13 protein-coding genes are annotated in these 13127 nt (G+C 61.0%); 7 read left to right on the top strand and 6 right to left on the bottom strand.

All coding sequences use genetic code 11. The features are described from left to right. Window positions 1–92: 92 nt before the first annotated feature. The 4 genes from Pan181_RS23355 (at window position 93) to Pan181_RS23370 (ending at window position 4732) form a co-directional block, all read left to right on the top strand. Complete coding sequence (locus Pan181_RS23355) at window positions 93–1283, top strand: aspartate aminotransferase family protein (RefSeq protein ID WP_231943684.1); 1191 nt, start codon at window positions 93–95, stop codon at window positions 1281–1283. A gap of 72 nt (window positions 1284–1355) precedes the next feature. Further along, window positions 1356–2270 (top strand): ornithine carbamoyltransferase, encoded by a 915-nt coding sequence (gene argF / locus Pan181_RS23360; RefSeq protein WP_145250925.1) that lies wholly within the window; start codon window positions 1356–1358, stop codon window positions 2268–2270. A 35-nt stretch (window positions 2271–2305) separates the two neighbouring features. Next, on the top strand, window positions 2306–3019 hold the full coding sequence (rph, locus tag Pan181_RS23365) for a ribonuclease PH (RefSeq protein ID WP_145250928.1): 714 nt from the start codon (window positions 2306–2308) through the stop codon (window positions 3017–3019). A 942-nt stretch (window positions 3020–3961) separates the two neighbouring features. Next, window positions 3962–4732, top strand: coding sequence for a hypothetical protein (locus Pan181_RS23370; protein ID WP_145250931.1), 771 nt, complete (start codon window positions 3962–3964; stop codon window positions 4730–4732). 30 nt (window positions 4733–4762) lie between these two features. Here the strand turns inward: Pan181_RS23370 and Pan181_RS23375 are convergent, their stop codons facing one another. Both Pan181_RS23375 and Pan181_RS23380 read right to left on the bottom strand, forming a co-directional pair. After that, window positions 4763–5410 carry an IS630 family transposase gene (locus Pan181_RS23375; RefSeq protein WP_145244957.1) on the bottom strand — a complete coding sequence of 216 codons (648 nt, stop codon included), beginning with the start codon at window positions 5408–5410 and terminating at the stop codon, window positions 4763–4765. Next, window positions 5398–5862: a helix-turn-helix domain-containing protein gene (locus Pan181_RS23380; RefSeq protein WP_145244956.1), complete on the bottom strand. Its 465-nt coding sequence runs from the start codon at window positions 5860–5862 to the stop codon at window positions 5398–5400. Before Pan181_RS23380 ends, Pan181_RS23375 begins: the two co-directional genes overlap by 13 nt. Window positions 5863–5963: 101 nt before the next feature. Between Pan181_RS23380 and Pan181_RS23385 the strand changes: the two genes are divergently transcribed. Continuing rightward, entirely contained in the window at window positions 5964–6872 is a 909-nt protein-coding gene (locus tag Pan181_RS23385; RefSeq protein ID WP_145250934.1) for an all3515 family Zur-repressed PEP-CTERM protein, read from the top strand. Between the two features lie 434 nt (window positions 6873–7306). Here the strand turns inward: Pan181_RS23385 and mnmA are convergent, their stop codons facing one another. The 3 genes from mnmA to Pan181_RS26350 form a co-directional block, all read right to left on the bottom strand. Next, window positions 7307–8416, bottom strand: coding sequence for a tRNA 2-thiouridine(34) synthase MnmA (gene mnmA / locus Pan181_RS23390; protein WP_145250937.1), 1110 nt, complete (start codon window positions 8414–8416; stop codon window positions 7307–7309). Window positions 8417–8486: 70 nt separating this feature from the next. Further along, complete coding sequence (locus Pan181_RS23395) at window positions 8487–9383, bottom strand: aminotransferase class IV (protein WP_145250940.1); 897 nt, start codon at window positions 9381–9383, stop codon at window positions 8487–8489. Window positions 9384–9434: 51 nt separating this feature from the next. Further along, window positions 9435–10406, bottom strand: a complete 972-nt coding sequence (locus tag Pan181_RS26350; RefSeq protein ID WP_197528633.1) for a hypothetical protein — start codon at window positions 10404–10406, stop codon at window positions 9435–9437. Window positions 10407–10872: 466 nt separating this feature from the next. On the opposite strand from Pan181_RS26350, the gene Pan181_RS26355 reads away from it, so the two are divergent. Both Pan181_RS26355 and Pan181_RS26360 read left to right on the top strand, forming a co-directional pair. Further along, window positions 10873–11316, top strand: coding sequence for a hypothetical protein (locus tag Pan181_RS26355; protein ID WP_197528634.1), 444 nt, complete (start codon window positions 10873–10875; stop codon window positions 11314–11316). Between the two features lie 263 nt (window positions 11317–11579). Continuing rightward, on the top strand, window positions 11580–12599 hold the full coding sequence (locus Pan181_RS26360; protein ID WP_197528635.1) for a transglutaminase-like domain-containing protein: 1020 nt from the start codon (window positions 11580–11582) through the stop codon (window positions 12597–12599). Between the two features lie 2 nt (window positions 12600–12601). Here Pan181_RS26360 and Pan181_RS23405 read toward each other — a convergent pair whose 3' ends face one another. Next, a complete protein-coding gene (locus Pan181_RS23405; protein ID WP_145250946.1) occupies window positions 12602–13123 on the bottom strand; it encodes a TlpA family protein disulfide reductase in 522 nt (173 codons plus the stop codon). Window positions 13124–13127 lie beyond the last annotated feature (4 nt).

The raw sequence follows: 13127 nt of genomic DNA on the forward strand, positions 1-13127 counted from the left end.
AATTTGTTCTGCCAGCAACCGCTCGCGTCGGACCTACCAAGTGCCATCGCGAGTTCCATCGAACTTTGTGTTACTTTTAAGGAGCCCCTACCGTGTCCACCACCATGTCGCCCAGCACGTCGGAATTGTTCGATCGGTACGTAGTGCCGAATTATCGTCGGTTTCCGGTGTCGCTCGTCCGCGGCGAAGGCTCCTGGGTGTGGGACGACGCCGGGCGGCGGTACCTCGACTTCTTTCCAGGCTGGGGCTGCAACCTGCTAGGGCACTGCCCCGCGCCGGTGGTCGAAGCCGTGCAGCAGCAGGTCGCCAAGCTGATTCATGTGCCGAACACCTGGCACTTCGAGTCGCAAGGGTTGTGGGCCAAGCTGCTCAGCGAGCGGAGCTTCGACGGCAAGGCGTTCTTCTGCAACTCCGGTGCCGAGGCCAACGAGGCCGCGATCAAACTGGTGCGACTCCATACGCCCAAAGAGCGGTACAAGATCATCACCTTCGAGGGGGGATTCCACGGCCGCACGTTCGGTGCGGTCACCGCTACGGCGCAGCCGAAGTACCACGAAGATCTCGGGCCGATGCTGCCAGGGTTTACGTACGTGCCGTTTGGGGATCTCGACGCAGTGCGCGACGCCATCGACGACCAAACCGCTGGCATCATGGTCGAGCCGATCCAGGGCGAGGGGGGCATTCGCATCCCTCCTGCCGGATTCCTGCAAGGCCTGCGGCAACTGGCCGACGAGCACGGCCTGCTGCTCGTGTTCGACGAAGTGCAAGCTGGCTGCGGTCGGACCGGCGAGTGGTTCGCCTACCAGAACTTCGGCGTCACCCCCGACATCATGACCCTGGCCAAGAGCCTGTGCGGCGGCATCGCCGGCGCGGCCATGTTGACCACGACCGAAATCGCCCCCAGCCTGCGACCTGGCATGCACGCGGCCACCTTCGGCGGTAACCCCATCGCCGCTCGGGCCGGCATCGCGACCATCGAAATGATCGAGCGCGACAACCTGCTCGCCCGAACCAAGGAGCTCGGCGAACGCTTCCGCAGTCGGCTGCAGCCGCTGGTCGACGAGCTCGACTACGCCCGCGAGTTGCGGGTGCAGGGATTGATGATCGGTCTCGAACTGACGGTCGACGCCACCGCGGTGGTCGGAGCGGCCATGGAGAAAGGCCTGCTGATCAACTGCACGCAAGGCAACGTGGTGCGGCTGCTGCCCGCCATGACGCTTACCGACGCCGAAACCGATGAAGGCTGCGACATCCTGATCGACGTACTGAAGAACCTGAACTGAGCCCAACCGTCGTGGCTCACCCAACCCATCGCGCGACGCAGCTACGCGTCGCCAGTTGAACTGGAACGTACCATGCGACACCTCGTAACCCTCGAAGACGTTAGCTCGGCCGAGATCGAGCGCATTTATGCCATTACCGAGGACCTGAAAACCAAGTTCCAAGCCGGCATCCGCGAAGCGATCCTGCCCGGCCGCATGATGGCCTTGCTGTTCGAGAAACAGTCGCTACGCACCCGCGTGAGTTTCGAGTCGGGCATGGTGCACTTGGGTGGTGGGAGCCTGATGCTCGGCGAAGACGCCGGCTTCGGCAAGCGCGAGAGCATCGCCGACTTCACTCGCGTGCTGAGCGAAATGGTCGACGTGATCGTCGTGCGTTCCAAGAAGCACAGCACGGTTGAAGAGGTCGCCAAGTACTCGTCGGCCTGCGTCGTGAACGGACTGACCGACCTGGCCCATCCCTGCCAGGCCCTGGCCGACTTGTACACGCTGAAGGAGCACTTTGGCACGCTGGCCAAGCGGAAGCTGGCCTGGGTTGGCGACGGTAACAATGTGGCCGTGAGCCTGGCCCGCGGTTGTGCGAAGGTCGGCATGCAGATGAGCATTTGCACGCCGCCGGGCTACGAGATGCCGGCCGACGTGATCGCCCGGGTCCGCGAGCAATCGCCCGATGCCGAGATCATCGAAACCACCGATCCGTTCGTGGCCGTCGAAGGAGCCGACGCCATCTACACCGACGTGTGGGCCAGCATGGGCCAGGAAGGCGAACGCGACAAGCGTCTGAAGGACTTCGCCGACTACCAGGTGAATGCCAAGCTGATGGGCGCAGCCAAGAGCGGTGCGGTGTTCATGCACTGCCTGCCCGCCAAACGCGGCGAGGAAGTCACCGACGAGGTGATCGACAGCCCGCAAAGCGTCATCGTGCCGCAAGCTGGCAATCGCATGCACGTTCAAAAGGGCATTCTCGTCTGGCTGCTGACCAGCGAATAGAACTCGACCTACCAACCTCGCACCCCCGAGCAATCATGCCTCCACGCAACGCTGGCCGCGCGGCCGACGAACTTCGCACTGTTAGTTTCGAACGCGGTTTCTACGCCAACGCTGCTGGAAGCGTGCTCGTCCGCTCCGGCGACACGGTGGTACTCTGCACTGCCAGCGTGTCCGACGATTTGCCCCCTTGGCTGGCCGGCAAAGGAAAAGGCTGGGTAACCGCCGAGTACAACATGCTGCCCGGCAGCACCTCGCCGCGCAAGCAGCGCGATCGCAAGAAGGTGGATGGTCGCACCACCGAGATCCAGCGATTGATCGGTCGTAGCTTGCGGGCGATTGTCGACCAAAAGGTGCTCGGCGAGTTGGCCGTTACCGTCGACTGCGACGTACTCAAGGCCGACGGCGGCACCCGCACTGCCAGCATCACCGGCGCGTACCTCGCGCTGCACGACGCCTTGGCCGCCTGCGAGGAGTTCTCGCCCGCAGGGCGTTGGCCGCTGACCGATTCGGTCGCCGCGGTGAGTGCCGGCATCGTCGCGGGCGAAACGTTGCTCGACCTCGACTACTCCGAAGACTCCACCGCCGAAGTCGACATGAACGTCATCATGACCGGCAGCGGTAAGTTCATCGAAGTCCAAGGCACCGGCGAAGGAGGCACCTTCGACGCCGCGCAACTGCAGTCGCTACTGGCCGTCTGCAGCAAGGGCATCCAAGAACTCACCGACAAGCAAAAAGCAGCCTTGGCCTAAAGGCACTCGGCTACCCGATGTGGCTGCCATGTAAAACAGGGATCCACAGAAAGCCGTGAGCGCGCACGCCTCACGGCTTTTTTAGTAAACGTATCTTGCGGTCGGGTGATCGAGAGTGAATAATGGCGATCTAGTGGGTTTACCACCATTGATTTGACTCTCTCGATTGTAACGTCTTTGCCGTGAATTCTTGGTTGCACAAGACGACCTCGCTAGGCCTTGCCTCGGCCTATGTCTTTATTGCTACGTTTGGACATCTGTTCCACACGCACAGCGGGTGTTGTGATTGCAGTCAAACGGCCGACTCGAGTTCGTGCAACTGCTTTTTTCATCAGAGGTGCAAAGAGACTACTTGTGACTTTGCGAAAGCCTTCCAGGGGGATGGCCCAGCGTTGAAGTCGACGCCAGGTAGTCTGAAATGCACCGACTGCCCTACCTGTATGGTCATGGGGCAACTGAAGTCGGGAGTTATCACGAGCGATTCTTGGGCGATGGAAACCATCGTCGTGCACCCGGCCTATAGCGGCTACGATAGCCCGTGCTATACGGCTCCTCATCGGGTCTGCGTGCCTCGAGGTCCACCGGCGCAGTGCTACGCCTAGCCCAGCAGCGCAACTCGCGAATAGTCCTTGTTTTGCAGGGGTATATACGCATGGTGTTTCGCGATCTCGGTCTGGGGAGTGTCCATTCTGTTAGGTGAGCGGCGTCCTGCGCGCGTCTCTATCGCAGCAGCGCCTGCGTTTGTCGCTATGAATGCGTCTGGTTAGAGATAGTGTAAAAGCATGTGATCTCTGCTGCGCTAGATAGCTACGTCCTGGCATGCCTGTTTGGATAGCCGCTTGCCTTCTGTGTTGATTGTCGACCCGCTGCTGCGCGGTCTCCGCTACCGCTGTGCGCGGGTGCGAGTTTGTTTGTTTGTTCATTCAAGAAAGGAGGGTGCTCATGCGCCTAAGTTGTGTGATAGGCAAGTGGTGCCTTGTGGGTGCCATGCTGGTGGGGGCCATCGCGGCGCCTGCCAATGCCCATACCGACGTGCTAATTGCACGTCAGGAGTCGAAGCTAGTTACCGGTGCGACCGACTTTAGTTCGGCCAGCATGGGGCAGCGCGTGTTCAGCGAAGACCTTGCTCTGTGGGTCGATGGCTGGGGGGCTACCGCCCCAGGCTTTGGGGCGCTCGGTAACGAGGCGCTACTACCCACTGGAATCGAGCGATTGCCTGGAAGCGAGCAGGTCGAGTTCTCAGTGCCTGCGGTTCGTCTCTCAGGTGGTTCCGAAAGTCAAACGCTCTGGTATTGGGATGGCATCGGCGACGTGCAATTTGGCGAAGTACCCACTGGGCACTCGCTAGGCATCACCGGCAGTGTCGACCAGTTGTTCGTGGATGAGCAATCGACCGACTTGCATGGTTTCCCAATTGCCACGACCTCAAGTACTGGCTCGCTGCATCAGCATCTGCTCTTCGAACTCGCAGGCGAGGGAGGTTCCGATTCGCAAGACGGTCTCTACTTGCTGCCAATGGAGCTATCGATGGCAGGCCTGGAACCGGCCGAACCGGTCTATCTGCTCTTCAATAAAGGGCTCGATGGTGCGGTGCGCGAGCAGGCGGCCGAGTGGGTTGCTACCCATCAGGTTCCCGAGCCTGCTACTGGCTGCATGTTGCTGTTGGTCGGTGGCTTGGGAGTCCTGCTTCTTGGTAAGCGTGTGTCTAGGTGATCTGTGTTTTCTAGTACGTCGTCCCGGAAGTCATTTCCTATAGAGTTCAGGGAAGACGCGTTTGGCGTCTTTTCGATGGAAGGTCCAATTGATTTTGATTTTCTTCCGATTGCGGTCGCGTGAACAGTGGGAGAGTTCGCTTTGAACCTTGTCGAGCGAAGCCAACCGACGTCCCAGGCATTGTCGCTGTATGGCCGAGATTTCGATCTCGGCCATGTTGAGCCAACTGGCATGCTTGGGGGTAAAATGCCACACAATCCGCTCCAGCATTGGCCGAGCCGCCTCCTCGCCAAAGGTTTCGATCAACGACTTCTCGTTGTGCGTGTTGAGGTTGTCCATCACCAGATGAACCCGCTCTGCGTCGGGATAGCGCTTCAAGAGGTCGCGGACGAACCGGGCGAAGTCGGCTCGCTTGCGGTGACGCTTGGCCTGAACGAATCGCTTGCCCGCCTTCGGCTCGACCGCCACGAACACGCTGCAGGTTCCGCAGCGGCGGTACTCGTAGTCCTGCTTCGCGATCTTGCCGGGTGCCGCGGGCTCGGGCGGCCGCGCGTCGTCGACCCTCTGATAGGGCTGCTCGTCGAGGCAGACGACCGGCTCGTTCGGGTCGAGCGGCTTCTCGTACTGCTCGAGGACGTCCTCCATCCGCTCACAGAACTCGTCGTTCAGCTTGGGCACGCACCAAGTTTTTTTCGCCACGGCTTCAGGTCGTGTTCCTTGAGCCACAGCGAGACCTCCGTCACGCTGAGCGAATCGACGAAGCCTTCCTTCACCGCGTGCTCGCACAACAATTCCAGCGTCCAGCGAGCCCGTCCCTCGGGCGGCTCGCTGCACGCCAGGGCGATTACCTGTTGCTGCTGCCGCTTGGTGAACTCTGGGGGGCGGCCCGAGCGAGGCGCATCGTACACCGCCCGCTGGACGCCCTCTTCGCAGAACCGCTTTCGGACGGCTCGGACGTTGCGCGTCGTGCAGCCCACATGCTCGGCGATCTCTTCGTCGGTGCATCCCGAGTCCGATTTCAATAATATCTGGCAGCGACGCACCACTTGCGCCGCGCGGGCGCCTGAGCGTGCTAGCTGCTCCAAACCTCCACGGGCCTGGTGGTCCAGGCAAACAATGTGCTTTTTCATTCCGCAGCATATAGCAGCGGAATGGATTTCAGGAAAGACGTACTAGTTTGTTGTTCCCCGAACAGTGTTTCTTCTTTGGTTTTATTTCTTGGAGTTGTCTCATGCGACGTTTCATTGCTGCTTTCTTGCTGTTGGCCATCTTCGGCCTCGACCAAACCGCTCGTGCTGAGCGTTTGACCTACTACATTGGCTTAGATGCTCATCCAACCATCAACTACTACGAGCACGCTGACAATACCTACGTAGGGCTCGAAAACCCCAACTACAACCGGCTAACGTTCCTCTACGCCCACTGGGTCCAGTCTCCTTTGCCGGTACAAGCCAATCACTACCATGGCCGTAGCAACTACTTCTACAGCGGTGCGGCCGAAAGCCCTACGGTGCTGTCTTCGAATCCCGACAACGTGATTCCAGAACTCTATACCGGTTTTCCTGGTCTTGAGCTTCGCGAAGCCGATAGTGGTCTCTATGCGGGCAAGCTCACGAGCTATATCTACGACGACACTTCCGAAGCCACCGGCGAGGAAGGGCATTACAGCGACTTGCGAATGGGAACCGTTCACGAACTTGATGGCTATACCCCCACCGAAGCCGAGTACTGGATGCGGTATGGCAATCGTGGCAAGATCGGCGGGCCTGATGGCGCGAGCGACACCGTGGGACGCTATTCAGGCGACTTGGTCGGCGCCGAGATCGCGATCACGCTGCTCGATATCACTCCCGGACTGCACGTCGGCAACACCGATACGATCGACCTGTTCGAGTCGTCCGACACCTTCGTACTGGGCGATGGGGAAACGTTCCGCTTCGACCCTACTTTCTGGACCGAAGCCGATGCATCGATCGGCGACTACACGGCCACTTTCATGCTCACTGATTTGAATTCAGGAACCACCGGAATCCTCGATTCGGGAGCGTTCAGTCTGAACTTCACCGTGGTGCCCGAACCCTCTTCGGTTGTGATTGCTGCACTGCTCGGCGTGGGGCTGCTGGCGGTCTATCGACGATAACCTCTGACGAGCCCCGAAGGCCCCTTTCTTCGGGGCTCGTTTCTTTACGAATGGTCAACGCCAAAACGTCGAGTTTCCCGCCGAAAACGGCCAAAAATCGTTGTTGAAATCGCCGTGGGCGCTGGTCTAATAGTGCAGTGGACTGGTGTTCATGCGTGATCTTTGACAATTCGTTCTAACGAAGGCAATCCGCAGCACGTAGATGGGCTCGCCTGCGAGCGCGGGGGATAGTGCCCCCAGGGTGGGGGCAATTGAAACCTACTTACGTCAACGCCGAAATCGGTAAGTGCTTGTAGCGAAGCAGGTTACTGAGAATGCAATCGTCGTAAGAATTGCCCCCACGATCGCGTTTTCCGGTTTGGGGGGCAAAACGCTCGTGCGTCAGCAAGCTTGCCAGCAGCGCGGAACCTGCATCGCGGGGAGAGGGCAGGGGGTTAGTCGATCCAGCCGCCGCCGACGACGCGGGGGCCGTCGTAGCAGACCACCGCCTGGCCCGGAGCGACTGCAAACTGTGGCTCGTCGAACGTCACCTGCAAGCGATCCCCTTCGAGTCGGGTGAACCGGGCCGGCGCGGCCGGGGCGTTGTAGCGAATCTGGGCCAGCCCCCGCTGCGGTTCGGCCACTGGCACTTCGGTCAGCCAGTTGCACTCGCTAGCGGTCAGCTCGGCGCGGCCGAGTTCGTTGCGATCGCCGAGCACCACGCGATGGGTATCGGGCTCGATGCGAACCACGAATTTTCGTTCGCCGAGTGCGACGCCGAGCCCCTTGCGCTGGCCCACGGTGAATCCTTCGATCCCTTGGTGGGTGCCGACCACCTCGCCCGACGTGGTGACCATGTCGCCGGGCACCGACTCTCCCTCGCGGCGATGGCGGACAAACTCGTCGTAGCGGCCGCTCGTCACGAAGCAGATTTCCTGGCTGTCTTTCTTGTCGGCGACGTTCATGCCGACTTCGGTCGCCAGCTCGCGAATCGCTGGCTTACGATACTCGCCGACCGGCAGCATCATCCGCTGCAGGTAAGGTCGCTGGATGCCGAACAGCACGTACGACTGATCCTTTGCGTCGTCGATGCCGCGGACGAGGGCCGGCTGGCCGTCGATAGTTTGCAGTCGGGCGTAGTGCCCCGTGGCCACGTACTCGGCTCCCACCGAGTCGGCGTAGTCGAACAGCTTGCCGAACTTGATCCAGTTGTTGCACTGCACGCAAGGATTCGGCGTACGACCCGCAGCGTACTCGGCCGCAAAGTAGTCCATGATCTGCCCGAACTCGGCGTTCAGATCGATCGCGTAAAATGGAATCTGCAGGCGATCGGCCACGCGGCGGGCGTCTTCGGCATCGGCCGCGGTGCAGCAGCCTTGCTTGTGGTCGAGCCGCACGATCGGCAGCTCCGCTGAAGCCGGCGCGTCTCCCAGGTCGCAAACCGCGGGGCTTTGATGCCCATGGCGCATGAAGACACCGATCACGTGGTGGCCCGCTTCCAGAAGCAGATGGGCTGCCACGCTCGAGTCGACTCCACCGCTCATTGCCAGGACGACACGTGCCATGCATGAAGCATAGGCGCCATCGCCCTGTTGAACAACGGCCACCCTGCCCTGGCTGGCAGTTGCGGCGGACCTAGGAGCTGCGAACCGCAAACGTGCGGGCTTGCTCGGCAATGTCGACCCCTACCAGCGTGCTCCAGTCGGCCAGCAGCCGCTGGTAAACCGGGCCGGGCGTGCCGGAGCCGATCGGATGGTTGTCGACCGCAACGACCGGCAGCATGCAGATCGACGTGCTGGTGAGCCAGACTTCATCGGCGGCCAGGAACTCGTCGAGCGTGATGTCGCGTTCGGTGAACGCGATGCCTGCTGCGGCAGCCAGTTCGGCCAGCACCGCGACGCTCACGCCAGGCAGCACCTTGGTGCTCTTGGGGGTCGCGATGCCAGTTTGCTGGTGGTAGATGGCCACGTTGGCCGTGGAGCCCTCGCCGACAAAGCCTTGCTGGTCGAGCAACAGCGCGCGGGCGCGAGCCTCGCGGCGGCGGGCCTGCTGGTCGGCCAGGTAGTAATGCATCCGGCTGCGACACTTCAGCTCCGCAGGCCAGCAATTCGGCGGCACCTGTCGGTGATCGCTCACATACAACGAAACTCCCGACTCAAACTGATCGGCCCATTCCCCAAACCCAATCGGCAATCCATGCACTGCGACCGTCGGACCCGAACCACTGCCAGGCGTAACGAACGCGACGACCGCCCAGTCGTCGCCGGGGGTGATCTGCGCTGCATGGCGAGGCACGTACTCTTCGATCGCGCGAGTGAGCTCGGCCACGAGCGACTCGGCCGGCAACCCAATGATGTCGAGCGAGTGCCCCATGCGTCGCAGATGCTCGTGCTCCCGAAACAGCTGCCCGCCGAACGTCCGCAGTCGCTCGGTGGCGGTGATACCCATCGAAAAGCCGAGGTCACCCACCGGGATCGACAGCTGGTGTTCGGCGATCCACTGGCCGCAGTAATAGGCTTGGCGGTTCGACATAGACTCGCCTGGCAACGCGGCCAGTGCTGGCTCGAGGAAACAGGAAATCGATCAATCGGAGTAGGTGAGATGATTCCACATAATCGACATCGTTCCGCCGTTCGCGATGTACTTAAACAGATCGTGCGAGCGGCCAACGCGACTGGTGCAGTCGTAGTTGCAGATTTTCATCCGCTGGTCGGCGGAAAGATACTGCGGACCACACAGCCCCATCGCCTGAGGATCGCTGCACTTCTCGACCATATGATACAGCCGCATCGCCGGATCCAAGCGATTGTTGAGCAGCATCACTCCGTCGATCTGGTCGAGCGCCTGGCGATGGTAGCCGGTCGAACTGAACCATCCCGAGTGGGTTGCTGCAGCAATAAACGCGACTCGCATCGGAGCGTGATTCGCGAGCGGTTGGCCCGCCAGCGAGTGGCCGCCGATGTCGCCGCCGGCCAGCACGTGGGTGGCCCCGCCGATCACGCGGCACCCGTAGCTGTAGCCAAGCAGGCTGATCGGACTCTCCGGCGAGAGCTGGTTCAGCACGTAGCCGAGTTGCCAACCGACCGGTTGGGTGCGAGAGGCTTTCACCCGATAGTCGTTGAGAATGCCATTCACTTCGGTCGAGGGCCACGAGAAGATAATGAAGCGGATCGGGCGATGCTCGGTATCGCGACCCACCAGCGTGCGATAGACCTGCAATCCACGATCGCGCGCCATGCAGGGATCGACCTTGTTGCCATGCACGTAAACGATGGTGATGCGACCATCGTCCGGCGCGGTGGTCACTTGCGACATATCGCCAGGCAGCCACTGATGGTGACCATACTCGTTAGTCGCGACGAACTGCTGAACACGAATCGCTTGCGAAACGCGCGCGGGGTCGGTCGAGCAGCCGGCGGCCCGAACGTTGATTTCGAAAATCTCGTCGCCACGTTCGGTCCAAGCGCAGGCAGCCTGCACCAGAGAACTACTGGCCAGCAGCAACCAAACGGTCAAGGCCAGCAGTGGCGTGCGGAGGGGGAGGGCGGCGCGCATGGAGGCAAGGTGGGGTGGGGAGTTGAACGATTGCACAGACCCTATAACCATCGGAAACTAAGCCTAAGCCTCGCCACCCGATTTGTTGCAAGGTACGAACGAATAAGTACTTCTGTCCATGCGCGATATGCCAATTGCGGCATACGGCGCCGGGTTGTGACGGTTGCAGCGATTCTGCTGCGTAGGTGCATTGTACTGCAGCGAACGGAGAGCGATGTTGAAAAAAATCAACCGTTTCGTTTGCACCACATAGGCTGTGTTGTACGTTTGCTTGACGCCACATCGGTTGAGCTATGTAGCCTCGACAACTCACAGCCAGTTGGTGTGAGCGCGCCCCGCCCCAAGATCCCCCCTGCGGTCCACTTCGGTGGACTCCCCCCCTCGAACCCAACTGGTTCTGCACCACGCACGCTCCTGGAGATTGAGCCAGGTAGTTACCCAGTTTGGAAAAGGAGTGACCCTCGCCATGAAACGCATTGCCCTGCTGCTTACCGTTGCGCTGTTTGCCACGAGTCTGACCGGTTGCGGCTGCCTGCGCCGAATTCGCGGCACCCTCTGCCCGGGCGCTTATTGCGGCTCGAAGGCTCCGTTGTTCGGATCGGTTTCGGCTCCGGTGGCAACGCCCAACATGGTGGTTACGAACCCGCAAGTGGTTCGTCCGCCAACCTACGTTCAACCTCGGGTGGTACAGCCTCAGGCGATGCCTTGCTGCCCTTGCCCGACCGTGGTTTGCGATCCTTGCTGCGAGACTTGCAACGATTGTTGCGGTACGACAACGTCGGCCGGTTACGCTGGCGACTGCGGCTGCAACGCTCCGTTTGGGATCAACGTTGCCCCGAACGAGTACCTGGGCGAGATCCAAACCGACGACGAAACGTGGGGCACCAGCGATCCTGGTCCTACCCCCTAATTACGAAGCGTATAACTAGTTGGGCTGCCGGACTCTCCCGCCATAATGCTGGCGGCCCGACTCCCGCGGATTTGCCCACCACCGGGCATCTCCGCCGACATAACCGCCCCGCTCGGGCTTCCGACGCCATCCTGAACGTCGGATTCCGGGCGGGGTGGTTCGATTTTTACGCGGCGACTTTTTCGACTCGCGGGGCGAAGGGACGTAGAATGGAACGTATAGGTAACTGTTTCCTTCTGCGACGAGCCCAGCTGAGAGATTCGATGATTCCGCAAATGGCGAAGACCACTCCCCTGCCCTGCCTGCTCCTTTTACTGTTGTGCTGCCATTCGGCCAGCGCGCAGTTGCTCGATTCGTCGGCCGAGGAGTCGGGCATCGATCCCGAGCGGGTCGGCGAGAAGGTTACCGTGCAGTTTCGCGTAGGTGCCGAAATCACCGCTGTTCGCGGCGCGTGCAAAGACATCCGCGCGATGGTCGCGGTGCCGTTTGAGTGCGCGGAGCAATCGGTCAGGCTGGTCTCCGAGGACTTCAGCCGCCATGTCGACAAGGTGAAGGTCCGCGACCTCGATGGCGGTGCGCAGCAGATGCTAATCACCATTCCGTATCTCGGCGCCGGCGAAACCGCCACGGCGATCCAAACCTACGAAGTCACCACTAACACGATCGAGCCGCCGGAAGACGAAGACACCGTCGACCTGGTGATCCCCAAACGCCCTGACCGCAAGGTACGGAAGTACCTGACCTCGAGCCCGATGATCGAATCTCGCGACGGCAAGATTCGTTCCCTCGCTGGCGAGCTATGGCGCGAGACCGACGACCTGTCGACCGAAGATGGCGAGGTTACCGACTGGCGGCGGATCGAGCATCTGTACGACTACATGCTCGAGAACATCAAGTACTCCGAAGGCCCCGACAAGAGCGCGGCCAACACCTTGCGCGACGGTAAGGCCGACTGCTTCGGCCGCAGTGCGCTGTTCATCGCGTTGTGCCGGGCGAACGACATCCCGGCTCGCGTGGTCTGGGTCGACCAGCATTGCTACGCGGAGTTCTACATGGAAGACGCCGAAGGCACCGGGCAGTGGTTCCCGATCGAGTCGGCTGGCTCGCGAAGCTTCGGCGGCATGCCGCTCGCGCGGACTATCATGCAGAAAGGGGATAGCTTTCAGGTCCCCGAGCGTCGCGGCGAGAAGCTGTTTTACGCTTCCGATTACTTGATGGCTTTGCCAGTCGGCAAAAGTGGCAAGCCGACTGTGAAGTACATTCGCGAAGAAGTACCGCAGTAGCGTTACTGCTCGCTGGCTACCAGCTGCTCGATCTTTGCCAGCGAGTGCACTTTGGAGATCGCCAGCTTGCCGTTGGGGTCGTAAAGCATGAGCGCCGGAATGGCGTCAATGCCGTACTCGTAGAAGTACTCATCGGCTCCGTACGCTACCGGCCAGTCGAAACCCTCGACCGAGTTGACCACGCCTTCGATTTCCGGCAGGTCGACTGAGGTGTCGTTGGTGATGCCGAGCACCACCACTTCGGGGTGCCGTTTGCGGAACGCAGCGAGTTCGGGCATCGCCGCCCGGCACGGCCCGCACCAGGTCGCCCAGCAATCCACCAGCACCCACTTGCCTTTCAGGTCAGCAGCCTTGGGGGGCGAGGAAGTGTTGGTCCAGCCTTCCACCTTTACCGTTGGTAGCGGTGTGGGCAGGGGAATGGTTGGCGACCCAGCCGGCAGCCGCGGCAATCGTAGGTAGAGTACGATCGCCGCAGCACCGAGTAGAAGGAACACCCAGAGAGTGAGGTTGTTCGACTTAGCCATGTGC

Source organism: Aeoliella mucimassa, from assembly GCF_007748035.1.
GTDB classification, from domain to species: domain Bacteria; phylum Planctomycetota; class Planctomycetia; order Pirellulales; family Lacipirellulaceae; genus Aeoliella; species Aeoliella mucimassa.